This is a genomic window from Xanthomonas sp. PPL134 (genome assembly GCF_040595915.1).
GTDB lineage: Bacteria > Pseudomonadota > Gammaproteobacteria > Xanthomonadales > Xanthomonadaceae > Xanthomonas_A > Xanthomonas_A indica.
Map to the genome: position 1 here is coordinate 1,120,110 of NZ_JAMDLL010000001.1, position 24,644 is coordinate 1,144,753.

The window sequence follows — 24,644 nt, forward strand, 5'->3', positions numbered from 1 at the left end:
CTGGCGCGGGTTATGCACTCGGCCGCGCCTTCAGCGCTCGTGGCTGCGGTAGTGCGCCTGCAGCGCGTACAGGATGCCGACCGTGCCGGTCAGCAGGGCGGGGCCGAGCAGTGCGTCGAAGCCGACCTGTCGGTAGGCCCAGGCGCCGAGCACGCCGCCGCACAGGAAGCCGCCGATGATCAGCAGGCTCAGGCGGATGCGCCGGCGCGGCAGCGGCAGGCCGCGCAGCGCCTGGCCGATGCCGATGCCCAGGTCGGTGAACATGCCGGTCAGGTGGGTGGTGCGCACCACCGCGCCGCTGTAGATGGTGGTGGTGGCGTTCTGCAGGCCGCAGGCGATCGCGGCGAGCACGGCGCCGGCGAGTTGCTGCTGCTTGAACGCCTGCATCGCCGCCAGCAGCAACAGCGCCTCCAGCGCCAGCGCCACGCCGTAGCGGCGGCCCAGGCGCAGGCGGCTGTCCTGCACGATGAAGCCGCCCAGCATCGAGCCGCCGAGGAAGGCCAGGACCACGCCGACCAGCTGTGCGATCGCGCGCGCGTCGCCGTCGGCCAGCGCCGCGCCGAGCAGGGTGGTGGTGCCGGTGAGGTGGGTGACCGCCTGGTGCTCGAAGCCGAGATAGCCGACCACGTTGACCATGCCGGCGACGGCGGCGAGTGCGCCGGCGAACGCCCAGGCCCAGCGCGGCAGTTCCAGGTTCATGCCGCGCGCCGTGCAGCTGCGGCGCGGCGGCCGCGGTGTGCGGCGGCGCCAGTGCGCCGCCACTGGCGCCTGCCCGCGGCCATCTCAGCGTGCGCCGTTGACCGCGATCTCGGAGAAGCTGGCGCTGGCCGGATCGTAGACCGCGCCCCAGAAGCGGCCGCCGCCGCCGCAGGCGCGAACCGCATCGACCGTGGGATCGCGCTCGCTGGTGTCGTCCGGCGCGAAGGCATTGATGTAGATCGCTTGCTTGCCGCGGTACAGGATGCCGACGTACTGGCGATCGGACGCGGTGGGGTCGGCGATCTGCGGCTGCAGTTGCGCCAGGTGCGCTTCCAGCTGCGCGATCTGTTCCGGGGTCGGGATCCAGTAGCCGGTGACTGCGCCATCCTGGCGCGCCGGGCTGTCGCGCGAGCAGGTGTCCAGCACCTGCGCGGCGGTGCTGTTGCGGGTGACGATCCACGACTGCCCGGCCTTGACCGCGGTCGGCACCGTGGCCGGCCCGCGCGCGGTGGCGCAGGCGCCGAGCAGGGCCATGGCCAGCGCCGCGCCGGCCAGGCGCATGCCGGCGGCCGCGTTCACAGGACCTCCGAGGCGTAGTCGGCCAGGCGCGAACGCTCGCCGCGACGCAGGGTGATGTGCGCGCTGTGCGGCCAGGCCTTGAAGCGGTCCACGGCGTAGGTCAGGCCGGAGGTGGTCTCGGTCAGGTACGGGGTGTCGATCTGTTCGACGTTGCCCAGGCACACGATCTTGGTGCCGGGGCCGGCACGGGTGATCAGCGTCTTCATCTGCTTCGGGGTCAGGTTCTGCGCTTCGTCCAGGATCAGGTAGCGCGACAGGAAGGTGCGCCCGCGCATGAAGTTCATCGAGCGGATCTTGATGCGGCTGGCGAGCAGGTCGTTGGTGGCCTGGCGGCCCCAGGTGCCGCCTTCCTGGGTGTGGGTGAGCACTTCCAGGTTGTCGGTGAGCGCGCCCATCCACGGCGTCATCTTCTCTTCCTCGGTGCCGGGCAGGAAGCCGATGTCCTCGCCGACGCTGACCGTGGCGCGGGTCATGATGATCTCGCGGTAGCGCTGCTGGTCCATGGTCTGCGCCAGGCCCGCGGCCAGCGCCAGCAGGGTCTTGCCGGTGCCGGCGGTGCCGAGCAGGGTGACGAAGTCGATTTCCGGATCCATCAGCGCGTTGAGCGCGAAGTTCTGCTCGCGGTTGCGCGCGGCGATGCCCCACACCGCGTGCTGGCCGCTGCGGAAGTCGTCGACCAGCGCCAGCGTCGCCTTGCGCTCGGCATTGACCTTGACCACGCGCAGTTCCACTTCGTCCTCGCCGGGCAGGTACAGGTACTGGTTCGGGTGCCAGTCCTCGTCGGCGGCCAGGGCGATCTCGTAACAGGTGCGGCCCTTGTCGCTCCAGCTGCGCAGGTCCTGGTTGTGCTTCTGCCAGAAATCCTCGGGCAGTTCGATCGCGCCGGTGTAGAGCAGGCTGAAATCGTCGAGCGCGCGGTCGTTCTCGTAGTCCTCGGCGACCAGGCCGCTGATCGCGGCCTTGATCCGCAGGTTGATGTCCTTGGAGACCAGGATCACCGGGATGTCCGGGTGCTCCTCGCGCAGCGCCAGCACCGCGGCCAGGATCTTGTTGTCCGGCGCCACGGTGCCGAAACTGCGCCCCGGCTCGACCGGGCGCACCTGGAAGTACAGCCGGCCGATGCTGCCGGTGCTCTTGAGCTGGATGCCCTGCGGGTGGCTGAGCGGAATGCCGGATTCGATCTGCTCGGCGCCGGCGCCCTCGATCAGCTCGTTGAGAAAACGGCTGACCTGGCGCGCGTTGCGGCTGACTTCGGACATGCCCTTCTTGGCATTGTCCAGTTCCTCGATCACCTGCATCGGCAGGAACACGTCGTGTTCCTCGAACTTGAACAGCGCGGTCGGATCGTGCATCAGCACGTTGGTATCCAGCACGTAGATGCGCTTGCCTCGGGTCATCATGGATTCCTGAAAGAGGAGCAGGGACGAGCCATCGCTGCCTGCGGGGCAGGGCGATGCGGGGTGCGGGAAACGGCAGTGGTCACTGCTTGGCGGCGGCCTGCAGCGCGTCGAGCACGGCCTGGGCGTGGCCGGGAACCTTGACCTTGCGCCAGCTGCGCAGCAGTTGGCCGGTCGGCGAGATCAGGAAGGTACTGCGCTCGATGCCCAGCACCTGGCGGCCGTACATGTTCTTTTCCTTGATCACGTCGAAGGCGCGGCACAGCGCTTCGTCGGCGTCGCTGATCAGCGGGAAGCGGAAGCCCTGCTTGGCGCAGAAGTTGTCGTGCGACTTCACCGAGTCGCGCGACACGCCGAGCACGGTGGCGTTGGCCTGTTCGAACTGCGGCAGCAGCGCGTTGAACTCGATGCCCTCGGTGGTGCAGCCGGGCGTGCTGTCCTTCGGGTAGAAATACAGCACCAGCCAGCGGCCGGCGTAGTCGCCGAGCGTGGCGCTGGCGCCGCCGGACAGCGCCAGCGGCAAGGCCAGCGTGCTGCGGTCCAGGGTATCGCCGTCCTTCATGGGGTCTCCTCCGCGTGCATCGCCATCATCTGCGTTCGATTGCGTCGGTGTCCAGCGCGGTGCACTCAGAACTTCATCGGGTCCATGATCGCGTCCAGGTTGAGGTGGTCGCAGAACTCGAGGAAGTCGTCGCGCAGGGCGGCGATGTGCATGTTCGCGGGCACCCCGATCGTCACCTGCGCCGAGAACATCTCCGCGCCGGTCTGCATAGCGCGGTAGCGCGTGCTCTGCAGGTTCTCGATGGTGATGCCCTGGCGGTCGAAGAAGTCGGCCAACTGGAACAGGATGCCCGGTTTGTCGGCGGCGATCACTTCGACGATGTACGGCAGCAGGTTCGACTGCGCCTGCTTGGCGCCGGTGCGGTACCAGACCAGCTTCATGCCTTCCTCGCGGTCGAGGCGGGTGAGCATGGCTTCCAGCTTGGCCACCGAGTCCCACGAGCCGGTCGCCAGCGCGGTCACCGACACGTCGCGGCCGACCGTGGCCAGGCGCGCATCGACGAGATTGCAGCCGCTATCGGCGATGCGACGCGTCACCGGCAACAGCGGCGACTCCGGATGCGTCGTGTAGGCGTTGATCAGGAGGTGGTTTTCGGTCGGCGCGGGCCGGGGTGTGGTGTCGGTCAAAGGGGCTTCCGGCATTGCGTAAGGCTGAACGGCATCCGGGCGGTCGCCCGGCATGGTGTGCAGCATACTTGCCCGCGCTTTCGGGCCGCAAGTAACATGCGGGGCGACCCTGCCCCGCGTGCGGGGCCGATCCGTCCGCGCAACCTGCGCGGCCCTCATCTCCCAGCGAGCACCCGGCATCTTGTCCCTCTCCGGCATCATCACCGCCCTGGCCACGCCCTTTCAGGGCAATGGCGACCTCGACCTCGACGCCTGGCAGCGCCTGCTCAAACGCCAGCTCGACGGCGGCGTGCAGGGGCTGGTGGTGGCGGGATCGACCGGCGAGGCGGCCACGCTGCTGGACGAGGAATACGACCGCATCCTGCGCGAGGCAGTGCAGGCGATCGGCGGGCGCGTGCCGGTGCTGGCCGGCACCGGCCTGTCCGGTACCGCCAAGACCGTGGCGCTGACCCAGCGCGCCGCCGCCGGCGGCGCGCAGTACGCCCTGGTGGTGACGCCGCCGTACGTGCGCCCGACCCAGGCCGGGCTGATCGCGCACTACACCCAGGTCGCCGAGCAGGGCGGCCTGCCGGTGGTGCTGTACAACGTGCCCGGCCGCACCGGCTGCTATCTGCTGCCGGAGACCGTGGCGCAACTGGCGCAGCACCCGAACATCGTCGGCATCAAGGACGCCAGCAGCGATCCGCAGCGCATCGCCGCGCTCGCCGCCCTGCGCAGCGACCGCTTCGCCGTGCTCAGCGGCGACGACGGCAGCGCCGCGCAGGCGATGCTGGCCGGCTTCGACGGGCTGATCTCGGTCGCCTCCAATGCCTTGCCGCGCGCCTACCGGCGCCTGTGCGACCTGGCGCGCGCGCGCCAGGCCGAGCCGGCGCAGGCCTGGGACGCGCGGCTGCAGCCGTTCCATGCGTTCTGCGGCATCGAATCCAACCCGATCCCGGTGAAGGCACTGCTGCAGCGTGCCGGGATCGGCCAGGGGCTGCGGCTGCCGCTGCTGCCGCTGTCCTCGGCGCACCACGCCACGGCCGACCGACTTGCCGCCGACGCTGCCGCGTTGGAAGACCTATCCAGCCGCGAAACGCTCGCGGCCTGACCCCAGGAGATTGATTGATGCGTGCTTCCGTTCCCTACGTCCGCGTGCTGTCGGCCGCCGTGCTGGCGACCACCATGGTCGCGGCCACCAGCGGTTGCAGCTGGTTCCACAAGGGCAAGCCGCGCGGCGACTATGCGCTGGCGCCCGAGATGCGCCCGCTGGAAGTGCCGCCGGATCTGACCACGCCCGATACCTCGGCGGCGATGAAGGTGCCGGCGCTGGCTTCGGCGCAGCGTCCTGCCGCGCCGGCCGGGCAGGCGCCGGCGGCGTCGAACAGCGGCTTCGTGGTGCCGGGCGCGCGCGACCAGGTGTTCGGCCAGGTCGGCGACGCGTTGGGTGCCATTCCCGGCGTGACCATCGCCAGCCGCGCGCAGTTGCTCGGCTCCTACGACGTGGCCTACGAAGGCAGCAACTTCCTCATCCGCGTGGTGGCGGTGGATGCCGGCGTCTACGTTTCGGCGGTGGATCCACGCGGCCTGCCGGCCACCGGCGATGCGCCGGTCAAGCTGATCGCCGCGCTGAAGGCCAAGCTGGGTCATTGATCCGGTACGGGTCCGGCGCATGCGCCGGGCTGCCATGCGATTCGCATGCGAAACGGGCGCCTTGTGCGCCCGTTTTGTTTGGAGCAGGTGCGGTTTTGGCCGCGACCGCCGTACCGGCGCTTGTGTCGCGGCTGAAGCCGCTCCTACGACTATGCGATGGCGGTAAAGGCTGGCGTGCAAGTCTTGGCGGTTGATCTGCGCGGTGTGCTAGCGGCAATGGGCGGTCGCGTTGATCGCGCAGTAAAGGCCGAGCTGCGCACCGATGCGACGTTGGTGTCGCTTCCGCCGCTTGAAACGCAAAACGGACGCCCTGGGGCGCCCGTTTTGTCTTCTGTAGGAGCGACTTCAGCCGCGACCGCGTGTATCCGGCACATCCATCGCGGCTGAAGCGGCTTCTGCGCCGCCGCGCGCAGTTACTTCTGCAGCAGCGGCAGCTTGTTCGGCTTGCCGTCCCACTCGGCGGCATCGGGCAGCGGTTCCTGGCGCGTGGTCAGTACCGGCCAGGCCTTGGCCAGTTCCGCGTTGAGCGCGACGAAGCCTTCCTGGCCGGCCGGCACGTCGTCTTCGGGATAGATGGCGTTGGCCGGGCACTCCGGCTCGCACAGGGTGCAGTCGATGCATTCGTCCGGATCGATCACCAGGAAGTTCGGGCCGGCGTGGAAGCAATCCACGGGGCACACTTCCACGCAGTCGGTGTATTTGCACTTGATGCAGTTTTCGGTGACGACGAAAGGCATGGCGGGATCCGGCGATTAACCCGGTAATTCTAATGCAAAGCGGCGCTCGCCGCCGTGTGTGCGGGGCAGCCGGGCAGGAGCCGGGCGACGCGCGCGGCTCAGCCGGTCAGGCCGCCGTGCTGCTGTGCCAGCCGATACAGGCCGCGCGCGGCCAGATCCTCCGGGTGGGTGCGCACGCCGCTGCCGAGCGCGGCCAGCGCATGCGCATAGCGCGCCAGCAGGCCGCTGCCGCCGACCAGGTGCACCACCGGCGGCAAGGCGCGCGCGCGCAACTCGTGGCCGATCAGCAGGCCGGACAGGTAGGACGGTGCCGCGGCACCGCTCAGTCGCTCGAACAGGCCCAGGCTGCGCACGCCGAACAGATGGTGCAGCAAGCCGCCGGGGTCGCCGCTGCGCTGCACGCCCGCATCGAACGCGGCCGCATCGAAGGCGCCATCGTCGGCGTCCATCAGTCGCGCCAGCAGGCTGTGCGTGCGCAGCAGCGCGTACAGTTCGCCGGTCATCATCGTCGCCACCGAGGCGATGCGCCCATGCTGCAGGGTCACCCACTTGCTGTGGGTGCCGGGCAGGCAGACGTGGTGGGCCTCGGCCGTCGGCGGTTCCTGCGCGAGCGACGCGAGCAGGCCGATCAACTGGGCCTCTTCGCCGCGCATCACGTCCGGTACGGCGTCGGCGTCGCTGGCCACGCCGGGCACGAACCACAGCGTGCGACCGGGCAGGGCCGGATCCTGCAGCGGCTGCATCGCCGCGGCCAGCGCGGCGGCGTCGGCCGGGCAGGGCGCGTACGGCAGTTCGATCCAGCCGTTGCGGCTGCCGATCATCCCGCACAGGACGACGTCGCCGTCCCAGCCGTCGATCAAGGCGGCCAGGGTCGCGGCGAAGCGGCCCTGGCAGGCGGCGATGCCCTGGTCGCTGCGGCGCTGGTCGCGGATGCCGCCGTCGGCGTCGAGCCGATAGCCGCGCAGGCTGCTGGTGCCCCAATCGACGACGATCATGCGCTGGCGATGCGTCCTTCGGGCAGGCCGGCGATGCCGACCGCGGCCACGAACACGCCGCCGGCCTGCGGCGTGCGCGCCAGTTCGTCCTCGCTGTGGTCCTGCCGCGAGGTGCTCAAATACAGGGTGCCGCCGTCGGCGCCGCCGAGGGTGGGGCAGGTGGGATGCTTGACCGGCAGGGCGACGCTGCGCTCGACGCTGCCGTCGGGGCGATAGCGCACCACGCGCCAGGCGCGCCACTGCGCGTTCCACAGGTGACCTTCGGCATCGACGATGGCGCCGTCCGGCTCGGCACCGGGGTGATCCAGTTCGGCGAACACGCGGCTGTTGGCGGTGTGCGCGCTGTCCGGGTCGTAGTCGCAGCACAGGATGCGCGGCTGCACCGAATCGCAGTAGTACAGGGTGCGGCCGTCGGCGCTGAAGCAGATCGCGTTGGGAATGGCCACGCCCGGCAACGGCAGGCGGCGCAGGCCGTGGCGCGCCGACCATTGGTAGAAGCTGCCGACCGGCGCCTGGTCCGCGCGCTCGCTCATGGTGCCGAACACGAAGTTGCCGTGGCGGTCGGCGCGGCCGTCGTTGCTGCGGGTGTCGTCGCGCTCCGGTTCCACGTCCGCCAGGTGCTGCAGCGGCAGCGCGCCGTCGGCCTCGGCGGCGGCATCCGGATCGGCGGCGTACACGCCCTTGGCCAGCGCCAGCAGCAGGCGGCCGTCGTCGAACAGGCCCAGGCAGCCGGGGCGGTCGGGCAGGTCCCAATGACGGCTGACGTTGCTGGCGGGATCGTGGCGCCACAGGCGGCGGCCGCTGATGTCGACCCAGAACAGCACGCCGCGGCGCTCGCACCACAGCATGCCTTCGCCATGCTCGCAGCGGCTGTCCACCGCCAGGGTGGCGGTGTGGCGGGGCGCGGCGGAAACGTTCATCGGCTCACCACTCGGCGATGCTGCCGTCGGCGTGACGCCAGATGGGGTTGTGCCAGTCGGGTGGGTTGGCGTTGGCATGGCGCAGGCGCTCCTCGTCGATTTCCACGCCCAGGCCCGGTTTGGGAAGGGCGGCGATGCTGCCGCCATTGTCGCAGGCGAAGTCGTCCTTGTTGAGCACGTAGTCGAGCAGGTCGGCGCCTTCGTTGTAGTGGATGCCGATGCTCTGTTCCTGCAGCACCGCGTTGTGCGAGACGAAGTCCACCTGCAGGCAGGCGGCCAGCGCCACCGGGCCGAGCGGGCAATGCGGCGCCAGGCCGACTTCGTAGGCCTCGGCCATGCTGGCGATCTTCAGGCATTCGGTGATGCCGCCGGCGTGCGAGAGGTCCGGCTGCAGCAGCGACAGGCCGCCGGCCTGCAGCACCGGCTTGAAGTCGAAGCGCGAGAACATGCGCTCGCCGGCGGCCAGCGGGATCGGCGTGGACGCGGCCAGCCGCGGGTAGTACTCGGCCTGCTCGGGCAGCACCGGCTCCTCGACGAACAGCGGCTTGAACGGCTCCAGCTCGCGCAGCAGCACGCGCGCCATCGGCGCGGCGACGCGGCCGTGGAAGTCGATGCCGAAGTCGATGGCGGTGCCGAATGCCTCGCGGATCTGCGCCACCTTGGCCACCGCCGCATCCACCGCGCGCGGGCCGTCGATCAGCTTCATTTCCTCTGTGCCGTTGAACTTGAAGGTGTCGAAGCCGAGGTCGCGGTAGCCCTGGATCTGCGCGATGGTCGCCGCGGGGCGGTCGCCGCCGACCCAGCGGTAGGTCTTCATGCGATCGCGCACGCGCCCGCCGAGCAGTTCGTACACCGGCACGCCCAGCGCCTTGCCCTTGATGTCCCACAGCGCCTGGTCGATGCCGGCGATGGCGCTCATCAGGATCGGGCCGCCGCGGTAGAAGCCGCCGCGGTAGAGCATCTGCCAGATGTCGTTGATCCGCGCCGGGTCCTTGCCGATCAGGCTCTCGCCGAGTTCGCGCACCGCGGCCTCGACGCTGCGCGCGCGGCCTTCGATGACCGGCTCGCCCCAGCCGGTGATGCCTTCGTCGGTCTCGACCTTCAGGAACAGCCAGCGCGGCGCGGCGTGGTAGGTGGTGAGGCGGACGATCTTCATGCGCGGTCCAGATAGGCGAGGCGGAAGGCGGCGGCATGCGCCTGGGTCTGTGTCAGCGACTGGCCGGGGCGGTACAGCTCGCCGCCGATGCCGGCGCCGATCGCGCCGGCGCCCAGGTAATCGTGCAGGGTCTCGGTGTTGATGCCGCCGACCACGAACAGCGGTACCTGCGCCGGCAGCACTGCGCGCAGGGCGCGCACGTGGCCGGGGCCGTAGGTGGCGGCGGGGAACAGCTTGAGCATCTGCGCACCGGCGTCCAGCGCGTCGAACGCCTCGGTGGCGGTGGCGAAGCCGGCCACCACCTGCAGGCCGCGCGCCACCGCATGGCGGATCACCGGCGGGCGCGTGTTGGGGGTGACGATGAAGCGCGCGCCCAGATCGGCCAGCGCGTCGACGTCGCCGATCTGCAGCACGGTGCCGCCGCCGATCCAGCAGCGCTGCCCGAACGCCTGCGCGGCCGGGCCGATGCTGTCGGCCCAGCGCGGCGAATTGAGCGGGATCTCGATCGCGTCGTAGCCGGCATCGGCCAGCGCCCCGACGTGCGCCAGCGCGTCCTCCGGGGTGAGGCCGCGCAGGATCGCGATCAGCGGGAGTCGGAACGGGGAAGCGGCGGACATCGGGGTACCTGACGGAAGCGGCGGTGAAGAAGGCGCGCGGTCAGCGCGGTGCCGCGGTGGGGCCGGTCGGCAAGGCCGCGGTCCGCGCCCGCTGCATCGGCGCTGGCGCGAACCCGGCTGAATCGGCCTGCCTGCGCGAGCGGGGGCGGCGGCGACGCCAGCAGGGGGCGCGACGGGCAGTAGCCTGCGCGCGTGAGCTATGCTCTGCAAATGAAATTTTAGGCATATTCTATTCCGCCGCCGAATACGCGGCGCCGCCCTCAGGATGCCTGCCCACGATGAATGCCTCCGCCAATCCCTGGTTCAACGCCGCGCGCCTGAAGACCCGGCACCTGTTGCTGCTGCTGCAGTTGCACGAGCACCGCTCGGTGTTGCGCGCGGCCGAGGCGGCCAGCATGACCCAGCCGGCGGCGTCCAAGCTGCTGGCGGAAATGGAGGACCTGCTGGGGGTGAAGCTGTTCGAGCGCCATGCGCGCGGGGTCGAGCCGACCTGGTACGGGCAGGTGCTGATCCGCCGCGCGCGCGCGGCGATGTCGGAGATCGGCCGCGCCCAGGAAGAGATCGCGGCGCTGTGCGAAGGGCGCATGGGCCAGGTCTCGATCGGGACCGTGGTCAATCCGGGCACCAACCTGGTGCCGCAGGCGATCGCCGAGGTCAAGCGCGAGTTCCCCGGCATCCTGGTGCGGGTGGAGATGGACTACAGCCGGCCGCTGGTGGCCAAACTGCTCGACGGCCAGCTCGACATCGTCATCGGACGCATCCTCGGCCCCTACGGCGCCGAGGCGCTGGAGTTCGAGCCGCTGGCCGACGAGCCGCATTCGGTGATCGCCCGCGCCGGGCACCCGCTGTCCACCCGCGCCGACCTGCGCCATGCCGACCTGGCGCGCTACGGCTGGGTGCTGCCGCCAGCCGACAGCGTGCTGCGCGCGCGGCTGGACGCGATGTTCCTGGAGCACGCGGTGCCGGCGCCGCAGAACGTCATCGAGACCTCGTCGCTGCCGGTGATGACCAGCCTGCTGCGCGGCAGCGACCTGCTGGCCGCGCTCCCGGCCGAGGCGGTGGCGCCGTACGTGCAGGCCAAGCTGCTGACGGTGTTGCCGATCGCGCTGGGCGTGCGCATGGAATCGTTCGGCATCGTGCGCCGTTGCGACTATCTGTTGCCGCCCGGTGCCGAACGGGTGTTGCTGGCATTGCGCAACGCCGCCAAGCGGCTGTACCCCGAGCGGGCGGCAGGCATCTGAACGGCGCCGTTGCAGGCACTTTCCTGACACAAGCGGACGATTTCGTAGACATGCCGTGGTGCGCATCCCGTTAGTCGGGAATCGCATAGCTGGGCGTGAAATCTTCATTTGCTTCACGCGTTTGTCATTCCCTAGTCTCGGCCGATCGCGATAGCGAGCGACCTGCCGATCCGTGCAGCGGCGCCATCCGATACGGCAGCGGCCGAGACCGATGCCGTCACAACTCGCAGGACGGCGCCCTTGGCGACCGTCGCCCGTGTCTGTGTGCATGTCTCCTGGGAGGGAAACAGCATGGCCTCGCAGCATCCCCGTGGTCCGGCCTGGCCGACCGCAGCGTCACGCCGTACCCGCGTTTTGCCGCGTTCCATCATGGCGCTCAGCATCGGCCTGCTGCTCAGCGCGCAGGCGCTGGCGCAGGACGCGGAGCGCGCCGCCAAGGCGCAGACGCCTGGCTCGGTGACCCAGCTCGACGCGGTCGAGGTCAAGGGCGTGCGCGGCAGCCTGATCAAGTCGCAGTCGATCAAGCACGATGCCGAGCAGATCGTCGATTCGGTCAGCGCCGAGGACATCGGCGCGTTGCCGGACCGCAGCGTCACCGAGACCCTGCAGCGGGTCAGCGGCGTGACCATCGATCACTTCATGGCGCGCAACGATCCGGACCACTTCTCGGCCGAAGGCAGCGGGGTGATGATCCGCGGCATGACCCAGGTGCGCGGCGAACTCAACGGACGCGACAGCTTCAGCGCCGCCAGCGGGCGCGGGCTCAGTTTCGAGGACGTGCCGGCCGAACTGATGGCCGGCGTGGACGTGTACAAGAACCCGTCGGCCGAGATCATCGAAGGCGGCCTCGGCGGCACGGTCAACCTGCGTACGCGCATGCCGTTCGACCAGCCAGGGCGGGTGGTCGGCGCCACCGCGGACGTCAACTACGGCGACATGAGCAAGACCTACAAGCCGTCCGGCTCGTTCCTGTTCAGCGATCGCTGGAACACCGGCCTCGGCGAGATGGGCCTCATGCTCGACGTGGCGCACTCGGAACTGGCCACGCGCAGCGACGGCATCCAGGTCGAGCCGTTCGTGCGCCGCACCGATCCGGCGCTGCTGGCCGGCACCACCTTCGACAAGGTCTACGTGCCGGGCGGGGTGAACTGGCGGCAGATGGATTTCGAGCGCAAGCGCAAGGGCGTGGCGGCGGCGTTCCAGTGGCGCCCCAGCGACGCCACCGACGTGTACGTGCAATACCTGCGCTCGTCCTACGACATGAACTGGCGCGACCGCGCCGCGTTCTTCAACGACGACACCAACGCCATCGTGCCGGCGCCGGGCACCACCTTCACCTACGACAGCGAGGGTCGGTTCGTCAGCGGCTCGCCGGTGTCCACCTCCTGGCGCGGCAACGTCACCGGCAACGACGGCGTGCGCTTCTACACCGACAACCGCTATGCCCAGCAGAGCACCACGACCTCCGACCTGTCCGGCGGCTTCACCCATCGCCTGACCGACCGGCTGACCGTGCGCGGCGACATGCAATTGGTGCGCTCGCAGAGCGACGTGCTGGATTTCACCTTGTTCAGTTCGATCTACCTGCCGGGCCTGAACGTGGACCTCGGTGGCCGCTACCCGGCGGTGACCCTGGCCGATCCCGGTTACACCGCCAACCCCTCCAACTACTTCTGGAGCGCGGCGATGGACCACCTGGCGAAGAACCGCGGCCGCGAACTGGCCACGCGCTTCGACCTGGAATACAGCTACGACGACAACCCGTGGCTGCGTACCTTCCGCGCCGGCATCCGCGCCACCGATCGGACCCAGACCAACAAGAATTCCGGCTACAACTGGGGCGTGATCACCGACAACTGGGCCACCGTCCCCGGCACCGCCACCGGCCTGGCCGACCTGGCCAGCTACATGACCGCCTCGTCGTCGCTGTACACCTATTCGAACCTGTTCCGCGGCAAGGTGAACGTGCCGACCCAACTGGTCTTTCCGCGCAACAGCGCGGTCAAGGACTACGCCGGCACCTCGGCGCTGATCGAGCAGATCGTGGCGCTGCGCGGCTCCGGCTGGGCGCCGGACCAATACCAGTTGCAGGACACCAACCGCCAGTTCGAACGCACCCAGGCCGCGTACATGGTGATGTACTTCGGCAACGACGAGACGTTGGGCGTGCCGGTGGACGGCAACATCGGCGTGCGCGTGGTGCAGACCAGGACCGAGGCAGCCGGCTACGGCCAGTATCCGGACCTCTCCGCCACCGCGGCCTCGGAGGCGCTGAAGGCGCAGTACGACGGTCAGTACTTCCCCAACAACGCGCGCGGCCGCTACACCGACGTGTTGCCGAGCCTGAACCTGCGTTTCAAGTTCTCCGATGCGCTGCAGCTGCGCCTGGCCGCCTCCAAGGCGATGGCGCGACCGGACTACACGCAGTTGCAGCCGTACCTGCTGCTGACCGCGACCTTCAACGACGACGGAACGCCGAAGGAATGGACCGGCACCGCCGGCAACCCCAACCTCAAGCCGATGAAAGCCGACCAGTACGACGCGGCGCTGGAGTGGTATTTCGACAGCAGCGACATGATGTACCTGACGCTGTTCTACAAGAGCGTCAAGGACTACTTCTCCAACCAGACCGTCACCGAGAACTACGGCGGCCAGGACTTCCTGGTGACGCGCCCGTACAACATGGACAAGGGCCGCATCCGCGGCTTCGAGTACGGCTACACGCAGTTCTTCGATTCGCTGCCGGGCTGGATGAGCGGCTTCGGCGTCAATGCCAACTTCACCTTCGTCGACAGCAGCGGCGGCGTGAACACCGCCACCGATCCGTACACCAAGACCACCGTGACCGGCGTGGCGCTGCCGCTGGAAGGCCTGTCGCGGCGCAGCTACAACCTGGCCGGCATCTACGAGAAGGGGCCGTTGTCGGTGCGGTTGGCCTACAACTGGCGCTCGCGCTACCTGCTCACCGCCAGCGACGTGGCAACCAAGCTGCCGACCTGGTCGGACGACTACGGCCAGCTCGACGGCTCGGTGTTCTACCGCTTCACCCCGCACCTGCAGTTGGGCATCCAGGCCAACAACCTCACCAATTCGGTGACCAAGGTGCTGATGGGGCCGACCTCGTACAGCGACGGCGAGGTCGACCGCCGCCTGTACACGCGCAGCTGGTTCGTCAACGATCGCCGTTACTCGCTGGTGCTGCGCGCCAACTGGTAGGCGCCGCGCCGCATCCGGCACGCGGTCCGCCTGCGGCGAGGCGGGGGCCGCGGCCGGGCTCTCCCCCGATGCAGGATCCGCTCATGGCCGTCCCATTGTTTTCCACCGTCCGCCGCCTGGCCCTGCTGGCCCTGGCGACCGCGTCATGGCCGGCCGCGGCCGCGCTGCAACTGCCGCTGCTGTTCGACGACGGCGCGGTGCTGCAGCGCGATGCGCCGATCCCGGTGTGGGGCTGGGCCACGCCCGGCGCGCGCATCCAGGCGCGCCTGGATGGCGCCAACGCCAGTGCGGTCGCGGGCGTCGATGGCCGCTGGCAGTTGCAGTTGCCGGCGCATGCGGCCGGCGGTCCGTACGTGCTGGACGTGCAGGGCGACGGCGGCCAGCGCCGCATCGGCGACGTGCTGATCGGCGACGTGTGGCTGGCCAGTGGCCAGTCCAACATGGAATGGCCGCTGGCGCAGGCGCGCGACGGTGCGCGCGAGGTGGCGGCGGCGACCGATCCGCAGCTGCGCAACTTTAAGGTCCCCAAGGCCTGGGCGGCGCAACCGCAGCCGCGCCTGCCCGGGGGCCACTGGGTCGCGGCGACGCCGAGCACCGCGGGTGCGTTCTCGGCGGTGGCGTACTTCTTCGCGCGCGACCTGCGCCAGCGCACCGGGGTGCCGATCGGCATCATCGACAGCACCTGGGGGGGCAGCGCGATCGAGGCCTGGATGGACGCGGACTCGCCCGGCGTGGACGCGGCGCAGGTGCGCACGCGCATCGCGCAGATGCAGGTCAAGGACGCGAAGGAGCTTGGCGAGACCAGGCGGCGCCTGGCGCGCTGGCCGCCGCCGGCTACCGCGGATGCGGATGCAGGCTGGGCCGCCGCCGATCTGGACGACCGCGACTGGGACCGCCAGCCGCTGCCGGGGCTGTGGGAGCAGCACGGCTACGTTGGCATGGACGGCGTCGCCTGGTACCGCACCAGCTTCACCCTGAGCGCGGCCGAAGCCAGGGCCGGCGCGGTCGTGGGCATCGGCCCGGCCGACGATGCCGACACCACCTACGTCAACGGCGTCGTGGTCGGCCATACCGAAGGGCGCTACACCGAGCCGCGCCGTTATCGCGTACGACCGACGGCATTGCGCGCCGGGGTCAACCACATCGCGATCCGGATCCTGGATACCGGCGGCTTCGGCGGCATTCCCGGCGACGCGGCGGCATTCTTCGTGCAGCCCGATGGTGGCCAGCCGCACTCGCTCGCCGGCGACTGGCAGTTCCGTCCGGGCAAGGTCACGCTGGCTGCCAACGACGACAAGAACCAGATCCCGACGCTGTTGTACAACGCGATGATCCATCCCTTGCAGCCGTTCCCGGTCAAGGGTGTGATCTGGTACCAGGGCGAGAGCAACGCCTATCCGTACGGTGCGCTGCGCTACCGCGAGCAGTTCGCGTCGCTGATCGGCCGCTGGCGGCAGGAGCGTGGACAGCCGCAACTGCCGTTCCTGTGGGTGCAACTGGCCAACTGGAAGGCCGGCAACGACCAGGGCGACCTGAGCCCGTGGGCGCAACTGCGCGAATCGCAGACCAGGACGCTGGCGCTGCCGGCGACCGGGCAGGCGGTGACCATCGACATCGGCATGCCGGACAACATCCATCCCACCAACAAGCAGGATGTGGGGCATCGCCTGGCGCTGGTCGCGCGGCACGTGGCCTACGGTGAAACCCTGGTCTACAGCGCGCCGGTGTTCGCGCGTGCCACGTTTGCCGACGGCCAGGCGCGGGTGATGTTCGACCTGATGGGCAGCGCGCTGGCGGTGCGCGGCGGCAACGCGGTGCGCGGTTTCGCCCTGGCCGGCGCCGATCGCCGCTTCCATCCGGCGCAGGCGCGCATCGAGGGCGACCAGGTGGTGGTCCGCAGCGCCGAGGTGCCGCAGCCGCAGGCGCTGCGCTACGCCTGGAGCGAGAACCCCGAGGACGCCAACCTGGTCAACCGCGAGCAGTTGCCGGTGGGCCCGTTCCGCACCGACAGCTGGTGAGGCAGGGCACGCGTCGCATGGGAGACACCGGGCCGCAGCCGCGCACCGCCCGCCGTCGATGCCTGCTGCCCGTGCTGCTGTCGCTGCTGCTTGCGGCCTGCCGGGCCGCGCCGGATGCGCCGCCGGCCCAGACACGCGCTGTTGCCGCCAACGCCGCGCCATCGGCGCAGGCGCAGGCGCCGATCCCGCGCCTGGTGAGCAGCGACGGCCGCCACGCGCTGCTGGTCGATGGCGCGCCGTTCCTGATCCTCGGCGCGCAGGTCAACAACTCCAGCAATTATCCGGCGGCGCTGGCACAGGTGTGGCCGGCGATCCGCGCGTTGGGGCCGAACACCGTGCAGGTGCCGATCGCCTGGGAACAGGTGGAACCGGAAGAGGGCCGTTTCGATTTCTCCTTCGTCGACACGCTGCTGGCGCAGGCGCGCGCGCAGCGGGTGCGGCTGGTGCTGCTGTGGTTCGGCACCTGGAAGAACAACGGGCCCAACTACGCACCGCACTGGGTCAAGACCGACGATGCGCGCTTCCCGCGGGTGGTCGCCCGCGACGGACGGCGCCTGGGCTCGCTGTCGCCGCTGGCGCCGGCCACGCTGGAGGCCGACCGCACCGCCTTCGTTGCCTTCATGCGGTATTTGCGCCAGGCCGATCCGCAGCGCACCGTGATCATGGTCCAGGCCGAGAACGAGCCGGGCACCTACGGCAGCGTGCGCGACTTCTCGCCGATGGCGCAGCGCGAGTTCGACGGCCCGGTGCCGCAGGCGCTGCTGCAGCGGCTCGGCAAGTCGCCGGGCAGCTGGGCGCAGGTGTTCGGCGCCGATGCCGACGAGATCTTCCATGCCTGGCACATCGCGCGCTTCATCGACCGCATCGCCGAGGCCGGCAAGGCCGCCTATCCCTTGCCGATCTACGTCAACGCGGCCTTGCGCGGTCCGTTCAATCCCGGCCAGCCCGGGCAGTACGCCAGCGGCGGCCCCACCGACAACGTGCTGGACGTGTGGAAGGCGGCGGCGCCGCACATCGACCTGCTGGCACCGGACATCTACATGCCCGAGTACCCGCTGTACACCACGGTGCTGCAGCGCTACGCGCGGACGGACAACGCGCTGTTCGTGGCCGAGACCGGCAACCGGCCCGAATACGCGCGCTACCTGTATCCGGCGCTGGGCCATGACGGCATCGGCTGGTCGACCTTCGGCATCGACTACAGCGGCTACTCCAACTATCCGCTCGGCGCCAAGCGCGTGGACGCGCAGGCGCTGGCGCCGTTCGCGCTGGGCTACCGTGCGGTGGGCATGGGCATGCGCGTGTTCGCCCGCGCCGCGGCCGCGGGCAAACTGCACGGCACTGCCGAGGCGCCGGGCCAGGCGGTACAGGAGCTGCCGCTCAACGCGCGCTGGAGTGCCACCATCACCTATGGCGTGCCGCAGTTCTGGTTCCAGGGCACGCCGCCGGGCAATGCCGCACCGATCGGCGCGGCATTGATCGCCGAACTCGGCCCGGACACCTTCCTGATCACCGCCCAGCACGCGCGGGTGACCCTGCACCCGGCCAGCGCAGCGACCGCCAACCTGCTCTACGACCGGGTCGAGGAGGGCGTCTACGACGGCGAGCACTGGCAGTTCCGGCGCAACTGGAACGGCGACCAGACCGACTACGGCCTCAACTTCTCCGACGTGCCGCAGTTGCTGCGCGTCACCCTGGCGACCTACTGACGACGCGGCGGCGCCTGTGGTGCCGCGCTGCGTGACGATCCAATGGAGTGAACATGCACAACGCCAATCGCCCCCTGCCGCCCTCGTTGCGAGGCCTGTTGCTGCTGTCGCTCTCGCTTGTCGCCGCGTCCGCTCCCGCGCAGCAGGTGACCCGCGATGCCGATGGCGTCACCGTGCATCCCAGCGCCAAGGGCGCGGCGCCGGTGCGCCTGCAGGTGATCGACCGCGGCATCGTCCGCGTCAGCGCCGATCCGGCCGGTACGTTCCAGCGCACGCCCAGCCTGATGCGGGTGCCGGTGCAGGGCGACACCGGCTTTACGCTGGAGCAACGCGGCGACACGGTGCAGCTCAAGACCGCGCGGATGACCGCGCAGGTCTCCACCATCGACGGCCATGTCGGCTTCGCCGATGCGCAGGGCACGCCGCTGCTGGCGGAAGTGGCGGGCGGACGCAGCTTCGCGCCGCTGCAGGTCGAAGGGCGCCACTACCTGAGCGTGCGCCAGCGTTTCGTCTCGCCGCCCGACGAGGCCTTCTACGGATTCGGCCAGCACCAGCAGGGCTGGATGAACCAGAAGGGCCACGACATCGAGTTGCTGCAGAGCAATCTGGACATGGCGGTGCCGTACCTGGTGTCCAGTCGCAACTACGGCATCCTCTGGGACAACAATGCGATCACCCGCTTCGGCGATCCGCGCGGGCTGCAACCGCTGCCGGCGTCGCTGCGCCTGTACGACGCGCACGGCAAGCCCGGTGCGCTGACCGCGCACTACGCCATCGACGGCAAGCCGGTGCTGGAGCGTCGCGAGCCCGACATCGACTATCAGTACATCAAGGACCTGGCGAGGTTTCCCGCGGCCGCCAAGCCCGGCGACAAGCGCCGCGTCCAGGTGCGCTGGGAAGGCCAGGTCGAGGCCGAGCGCGGCGGCACGCATACCTTCTCGCTCTACGCCAGCGAATACGCCAGGCTGTGGGTCGACGGCAAGTTGCGCGTCGACCGCTGGCGGCAGAACTGGAACCCCTGGCACCACGAGTTCGCGCTGCAACTGCAGCCTGGCCAGCGGCATACCCTGAAGGTCGAGTGGGACCTGATCGATCCCAGCTACATCGCGCTGCTGCATCGCGATCCGCTGCCGGCGGCCGAGGCCGGCAACCTGTCGCTGTGGTCCGAAGCGGGGCAGATGATCGACTACTACGTCGTCGCCGGCGACAACGCCGACCAGGTCATCGCCGGCTACCGGCAACTGACCGGCAAGGCGGTGTTGCTGCCGAAGTGGGCCTATGGGTTCTGGCAGAGCCGCGAGCGCTACAAGACCCAGGACGAACTGCTCGGCGCGCTGGCCGAGTACCGCCGGCGCCAGTTGCCGATCGACAACATCGTGCTCGACTGGTCGTACTGGCCGGAGAACGCCTGGGGCTCGCATGATTTCGATCGCAGCCGTTTTCCCGATCCGGACGGCATGGTCAAGGCGGTGCACGCCAGCCATGCGCAACTGATGATCTCGGTCTGGCCGAAGTTCTATCCGAGCACCGCCCACTACAAGGAACTGGACGCGGCCGGACACATCTACCGGCGCAACGTCGAGGTGGGCGAACTGGACTGGATCGGCAAGGGCTACACCAACGCGTTCTACGATCCGTATGCGGCCGATGCGCAGGCGATCTACTGGCGGCAGATCGACGAAAAACTCAACCGCAAGGGCATCGATGCCTGGTGGCTGGATGCCGACGAGCCCGACGTGCATTCCAACCTGGACATCGCCGAGCGCAAGGCACGCACCACGCCGACCGCGCTGGGGCCGTCCACCGAATTCTTCAACGCCTATCCGTTGCCACATACCCACGGCGTCTATGCCGGCGATCGTGCCGCCGATGGCAAGCGCGTGTTCATCCTCTCGCGCAAGGGTTACGCCGGCATCCAGCGCAACGCGGTAGCGGTGTGGAGCGGCGACATCGCCTCGCGCTGGGAGGACATGCGCGAGCAGATCTCCGCCGGCGTCAACCTGTCGATGTCGGGCCTGCCGAACTGGACCTTCGACATCGGCGGCTTCGCCGTGGAGAAGCGCTACGAAACCCAGGACCCGGCGCACCTGCCCGAGTGGCGCGAACTCAATACGCGCTGGTTCCAGTTCGGCGCGTTCGTGCCGCTGTTCCGCTCGCACGGCCAGTTCCCGTACCGCGAGATCTGGAACATCGCGCCGGAAGGGACGCCGTACTACGCCAGCATGGCCTACTACAGCCGTCTGCGCTACGCACTGCTGCCCTACATCTACACGCTCGCCGGCGACACCTATCACCGCGACGGGGTGATGATGCGCGGCCTGCCGATGGACTTCCCGCACGACCCCAAGGTCGCCGACATCGACGACGAGTATCTGTTCGGGCCGGCGTTCCTGGTCGCACCGGTGACCCGCTTCGGCGCGACCTCGCGCAAGGTGTACCTGCCGGCGGGTACCGACTGGATCGACTTCAACAGCGGTGCGCGCCACGCTGGCGGCAAGACCATCGACGCTGCCGCGCCGCTGCAGCGCATGCCGCTGTTCGTGCGCGCCGGCGCCATCGTGCCGATGACCCGCGTGCAGCAGTACGTCGACCAGATCCCGGATGCGCCGCTGACCGTGGTGGTCTACACCGGCGCCGACGGCCGCTTCTCGCTGTACGAGGACGACGGCACCGGCTACGGCTACGAGAAGGGCGAGTTCAGCCGTATCCCGCTGCAGTGGGACCAGGCACGGGGCGTGTTGCGCATCGGTGCGCGCGAAGGTCGCTGGCCCGGCATGCAGGCACGGCGCACCATGCACGTGCACTTCGTCGACGGCACGCGCGAGGAGGGTGGTGCGCTCGAGCCCACTGCCGATGCCAGCGTGGACTACAGCGGTCAGCCCCTGGAGGTGCCACGCAAGGGGAGCGGCCATGCCGCCGCGGCGCAGGCCGGATGAGCCTGGGGCGATGCACGAGGGGTTGCCAACATCCGTTACCGCATGCCGGCGGTCGTGGTGTGTTGCGCGGGCGCGATGCAGCGACGCGCATGCTCGGACGCAAAGGCGTGGTCCTTGCTATGGCAAAGAGCCGCAGCGCGCTTCAGCCCCTCTCCCCTCGGGAGAGGGGTTGGGGTGAGGGTACGGAGCGCAGCCCTCGTGCCGACATCAGCGCAGATCGTCACAGGGCGCGGGCTACGCCGCACCCTCATCCGTTTCGGGCGGGGCACCTTGTCCCGAAAAGCGGCCATCGTCCCGTGGGAGAAGGGATGAAGCGAATGCGGTCCGGCGCAACTGCGCACGGCTTGCGCGTGTGCTTGATGCAGTGCATCAAAACGGGGGCATGTGGATGCGCATCGACACATCTGCTGCAACCCCCACAACCTGTGCGTGCATGGCGGACGGCCCCATCCGAAGTCCGTATTGCGACTGCAACGCGTGCGGCATGACCTATGACGCACCGCGCGCACCTCATACATGCGGCGCACGATGGCACAGTCTGGCCTGGCGCGACGCACGCCGTCATCATGCACCGCTACGTGATGCATGCAGTGCGCACTACACTCGGCGTCATGGCGGGTGGTCCCCGCACGCCGGCCTTTCTCCTGGAGCGACGATGGAACTGGGTGTGTGCACGATGTGGCGAGTAGGGCAATGAGTCTGTACATCGGTCTGGACGTGGGCACGCAGAGCGTCAAGCTGCTCGCCTACGATGCCGACACTCGGCAGGTGGTGGCCACCCACGGCCATGCGCTGGAACTGATCAGCCGCGACGACGGCACCCGCGAGCAAGAGGCGCAGTGGTGGATCGACGGCATCGTTGCATGCTTCGCCGCGTTGAGCGCCGCGCAGCGGGCGCAGGTGCGGGCGATCGCGGTGTCCGGGCAGCAGCACGGCTTCGTGCCGCTGGACGCGCAGGGCCACGTCACCGCGCCGGTGAAGCTGTGGTGCGACACCAGCACGCAGCGCGAGTGCGAGGAGATCATGGACGCGGTCGGCGGCGCGCAGCGCTGCGTGGAACTGGCCGGCAACCCGATCCTGGCCGGCTACACCGCCTCCAAGCTGCCGTGGACGCGCAAGCATCGCCCCGATGCCTATGCCGCGATGACCTCGGTGCTGCTGCCGCACGACTACGTCAATTTCTGGCTCACCGGCGAGCGCTACGCCGAGGTCGGCGATGCCTCCGGCAGCGGTTGGCTGGACGTGCGCACCCGCCAGTGGTCGGCGCCGCTGCTGCAGGCGATCGATCCGCAGCGCGACCTGGCCGCGGCGCTGCCGCCGCTGGTGCCGACCGAGACCAGCTTCGCCCTGTCCGCCGCCGCGGCGCAGACGCTGGGCCTGCCGCGCGAGGTGCGCGTGGCCACCGGCGGCGGCGACAACATGATGGCGGCGATCGGCACCGGCAACGTGGTGCCGGGGCGCCTGAGCATGAGCCTGGGCACCTCCGGCACGCTGTTCGCCTACGCCGAGCGCCCGGTGGTGGATCCCGACGCGCGCTGGGCCGCGTTCTGCTCCTCCAGCGGCGGCTGGCTGCCGCTGATCTGCACGATGAACTGCACGGTGGCCACCGAGACCATCGCGCGCCTGTTCGGCATCAAGACCGGGCAGGGCGAGGCATTGCTCGCCGCCACCGAGCCCGGGGCGGACGGACTGGTGCTGCTGCCGTTCTTCAACGGCGAACGCACCCCCAACCTGCCGGCCGCGCGCGGTTGCGTGACCGGCATGGACCTGCACAACAGCACGCCGGCGCATTTCTATCGCGCGGCGATGGAGGGCGCTAGCTACAGCCTGCGCAACGGCTTCGACGCCTTCGTCGACGCCGGCCTGCACTTCGATGCCATCTCCCTCACCGGCGGCGGCAGCAACAGCGCCGGCTGGCGCCAGCTCATCGCCGACCTGTTCGGGCTGCCGGTGCAGGTGCCGGCACAGGCCGAAGGCGCGGCGTTCGGCGCCGCGCTGCAGGCGCTGTGGGCCGATGGCTGGGCGCAGGGCGAGCGCGCCAGCCTGGCCGAGGTGGTGCTGCGGCACCAGCAGGACGATGCGGCGCGGTCCGCGCAGCCGGATACGCAGCGCGGCGCGCAGTACCAGGCGCACTACCAGACGTTCCAGCGGCATCTGCAGGCCATCGGCCCGCTGTACGCCGCGTGATTTCCTTTCCCCCGCAACGCACCAGGACTTCGTGATGAGCACTTCCGTCTACACCGGCGCCAAGGCGTACTTCCCGGGCATCGGCCGCATTCCGTTCGAGGGCAAGGCCTCGGACAATCCGCTGGCGTTCAAGGTCTACGACGCCGGCAAGCGCATCGGCGACAAGACCATGGCCGAGCACCTGCGCTTCGCCGTGGCCTACTGGCACAGCTTCTGCGGCAACGGCGCCGATCCGTTCGGCCCGGGCACCCGCGCCTATCCCTGGGACGCCGGCAGCGATGCGCTGGGCCGCGCCGAGGCCAAGGCCGATGCGGCGTTCGAGTTCTTCACCAAGCTCGGCGTGCCGTACTACTGCTTCCACGACGTGGACCTGGCGCCGGACGCCGAGGACATCGGCCAGTACGAGAAGAACCTCAAGCACATGGTCGGCATCGCCAGGCAGCGCCAGGCCGACACCGGGGTCAAGCTGCTGTGGGGCACCGCCAACCTGTTCTCGCACCCGCGCTACATGAATGGCGCGGCGACCAACCCGGACTTCGACGTGGTCGCGCGTGCGGCGGTGCAGGTCAAGGCCGCGCTGGACGCGACCGTCGAACTGGGCGGCGAGAACTACGTGTTCTGGGGCGGCCGCGAAGGCTACGCCTGCCTGCACAACACGCAGATGCGGCGCGAACAGGAGCACCTGGCGCGGTTCCTGACCCTGGCCCGCGACTACGGCCGCAGCATCGGCTTCAAGGGCAACTTCCTGATCGAGCCCAAGCCGATGGAGCCGATGAAGCACCAGTACGACTTCGACAGCGCCACCGTGGTCGGCTTCCTGCGCCAGTATGGCCTGGACCAGGACTTCAAGCTCAACATCGAGGCCAACCACGCCACGCTGTCCGGGCACAGCTTCGAGCACGACCTGCAGGTGGCCAGCGACGCCGGCCTGCTCGGCAGCATCGATGCCAACCGCGGCAATCCGCAGAACGGCTGGGACACCGACCAGTTCCCGGTCGACCTGTACGACACGGTGGGCGCGATGCTGGTGGTGCTGCGACAGGGCGGGCTGGCCCCGGGCGGGCTCAACTTCGACGCCAAGGTGCGCCGCGAGTCGTCCGATCCGCAGGACCTGTTCATCGCCCACATCGGCGGCATGGACGCGTTCGCGCGCGGCCTGGAAGTCGCCCATGCGCTGCTGACCGCCTCGCCGCTGGAGCGGTGGCGCCGCGAGCGCTACGCCAGCTTCGACGGCGGCGCCGGTGCGGCCTTCGCCGCCGGCAAGAGCACGCTGGCCGACCTGGTGGCGCACGCCGCGCAGGCCGGCGAGCCGACCCAGCGCAGCGGCCGCCAGGAAGCCTACGAGAACCTGATCAACCAGTACCTGCTGCGCTGAACCGGGTGCGCAGCGGCGGCCCGGTGCCGTCGCTGCGCACGC

The 24,644-nt window shown here is 69.7% G+C and carries 19 protein-coding genes; 9 read left to right on the forward strand and 10 right to left on the reverse strand.

Translation table 11 applies throughout. The annotated features are described in order from the left end of the window. Positions 1-30 precede the first annotated feature (30 nt). The 5 genes from M3U25_RS04865 to M3U25_RS04885 form a co-directional block, all read right to left on the reverse strand. The gene (locus tag M3U25_RS04865; protein ID WP_355499574.1) at positions 31-699 is read right to left on the reverse strand and encodes a YoaK family protein; all 669 of its coding nucleotides are present in this window, start codon (positions 697-699) and stop codon (positions 31-33) included. Positions 700-783: 84 nt separating this feature from the next. Then, positions 784-1,278 (reverse strand): hypothetical protein, encoded by a 495-nt coding sequence (locus M3U25_RS04870; RefSeq protein WP_355499571.1) that lies wholly within the window; start codon positions 1,276-1,278, stop codon positions 784-786. Continuing rightward, on the reverse strand, positions 1,275-2,675 hold the full coding sequence (locus tag M3U25_RS04875; RefSeq protein ID WP_160946580.1) for a PhoH family protein: 1,401 nt from the start codon (positions 2,673-2,675) through the stop codon (positions 1,275-1,277). Before M3U25_RS04875 ends, M3U25_RS04870 begins: the two co-directional genes overlap by 4 nt. An 82-nt stretch (positions 2,676-2,757) precedes the next feature. Beyond that, on the reverse strand, positions 2,758-3,237 hold the full coding sequence (locus tag M3U25_RS04880; protein ID WP_160946581.1) for a peroxiredoxin: 480 nt from the start codon (positions 3,235-3,237) through the stop codon (positions 2,758-2,760). Between the two features lie 65 nt (positions 3,238-3,302). Next, positions 3,303-3,878: a glycine cleavage system protein R gene (locus tag M3U25_RS04885; RefSeq protein WP_087943489.1), complete on the reverse strand. Its 576-nt coding sequence runs from the start codon at positions 3,876-3,878 to the stop codon at positions 3,303-3,305. 166 nt (positions 3,879-4,044) lie between these two features. On the opposite strand from M3U25_RS04885, the gene dapA reads away from it, so the two are divergent. After that, positions 4,045-4,953 (forward strand): 4-hydroxy-tetrahydrodipicolinate synthase, encoded by a 909-nt coding sequence (dapA, locus tag M3U25_RS04890; RefSeq protein ID WP_355499566.1) that lies wholly within the window; start codon positions 4,045-4,047, stop codon positions 4,951-4,953. Between the two features lie 17 nt (positions 4,954-4,970). Beyond that, complete coding sequence (locus tag M3U25_RS04895) at positions 4,971-5,495, forward strand: hypothetical protein (protein ID WP_242161332.1); 525 nt, start codon at positions 4,971-4,973, stop codon at positions 5,493-5,495. Positions 5,496-5,908: 413 nt separating this feature from the next. Here the strand turns inward: M3U25_RS04895 and fdxA are convergent, their stop codons facing one another. The 5 genes from fdxA to M3U25_RS04920 form a co-directional block, all read right to left on the reverse strand. Next, entirely contained in the window at positions 5,909-6,232 is a 324-nt protein-coding gene (gene fdxA / locus M3U25_RS04900) for a ferredoxin FdxA (protein WP_017909525.1), read from the reverse strand. Between the two features lie 98 nt (positions 6,233-6,330). Continuing rightward, positions 6,331-7,227, reverse strand: a complete 897-nt coding sequence (locus M3U25_RS04905; protein WP_355499561.1) for a 2-dehydro-3-deoxygalactonokinase — start codon at positions 7,225-7,227, stop codon at positions 6,331-6,333. Continuing rightward, a complete protein-coding gene (locus M3U25_RS04910; protein ID WP_242161334.1) occupies positions 7,224-8,147 on the reverse strand; it encodes an SMP-30/gluconolactonase/LRE family protein in 924 nt (307 codons plus the stop codon). Before M3U25_RS04910 ends, M3U25_RS04905 begins: the two co-directional genes overlap by 4 nt. A gap of 4 nt (positions 8,148-8,151) precedes the next feature. Beyond that, positions 8,152-9,303, reverse strand: coding sequence for a galactonate dehydratase (gene dgoD, locus M3U25_RS04915; RefSeq protein WP_160946586.1), 1,152 nt, complete (start codon positions 9,301-9,303; stop codon positions 8,152-8,154). After that, positions 9,300-9,920 carry a 2-dehydro-3-deoxy-6-phosphogalactonate aldolase gene (locus M3U25_RS04920; protein WP_355499556.1) on the reverse strand — a complete coding sequence of 207 codons (621 nt, stop codon included), beginning with the start codon at positions 9,918-9,920 and terminating at the stop codon, positions 9,300-9,302. Before M3U25_RS04920 ends, dgoD begins: the two co-directional genes overlap by 4 nt. Before the next feature lie 278 nt (positions 9,921-10,198). On the opposite strand from M3U25_RS04920, the gene M3U25_RS04925 reads away from it, so the two are divergent. The 7 genes from M3U25_RS04925 (at position 10,199) to xylA (ending at position 24,602) form a co-directional block, all read left to right on the forward strand. Then, positions 10,199-11,161, forward strand: a complete 963-nt coding sequence (locus M3U25_RS04925) for a LysR substrate-binding domain-containing protein (protein ID WP_355499553.1) — start codon at positions 10,199-10,201, stop codon at positions 11,159-11,161. A 369-nt stretch (positions 11,162-11,530) separates the two neighbouring features. Then, a complete protein-coding gene (locus M3U25_RS04930; RefSeq protein ID WP_355499550.1) occupies positions 11,531-14,377 on the forward strand; it encodes a TonB-dependent receptor in 2,847 nt (948 codons plus the stop codon). Positions 14,378-14,460: 83 nt separating this feature from the next. Then, positions 14,461-16,395: a sialate O-acetylesterase gene (locus M3U25_RS04935; protein WP_355499547.1), complete on the forward strand. Its 1,935-nt coding sequence runs from the start codon at positions 14,461-14,463 to the stop codon at positions 16,393-16,395. Positions 16,396-16,412: 17 nt separating this feature from the next. Further along, entirely contained in the window at positions 16,413-18,104 is a 1,692-nt protein-coding gene (locus M3U25_RS04940; protein WP_355499544.1) for a DUF5597 domain-containing protein, read from the forward strand. 53 nt (positions 18,105-18,157) lie between these two features. Continuing rightward, entirely contained in the window at positions 18,158-21,040 is a 2,883-nt protein-coding gene (locus M3U25_RS04945; protein WP_355499541.1) for a TIM-barrel domain-containing protein, read from the forward strand. 693 nt (positions 21,041-21,733) lie between these two features. Continuing rightward, on the forward strand, positions 21,734-23,227 hold the full coding sequence (gene xylB / locus M3U25_RS04950) for a xylulokinase (protein WP_355499538.1): 1,494 nt from the start codon (positions 21,734-21,736) through the stop codon (positions 23,225-23,227). Positions 23,228-23,261: 34 nt separating this feature from the next. Then, positions 23,262-24,602: a xylose isomerase gene (gene xylA, locus M3U25_RS04955; RefSeq protein ID WP_355499535.1), complete on the forward strand. Its 1,341-nt coding sequence runs from the start codon at positions 23,262-23,264 to the stop codon at positions 24,600-24,602. The last annotated feature ends 42 nt before the right edge of the window (positions 24,603-24,644 follow it).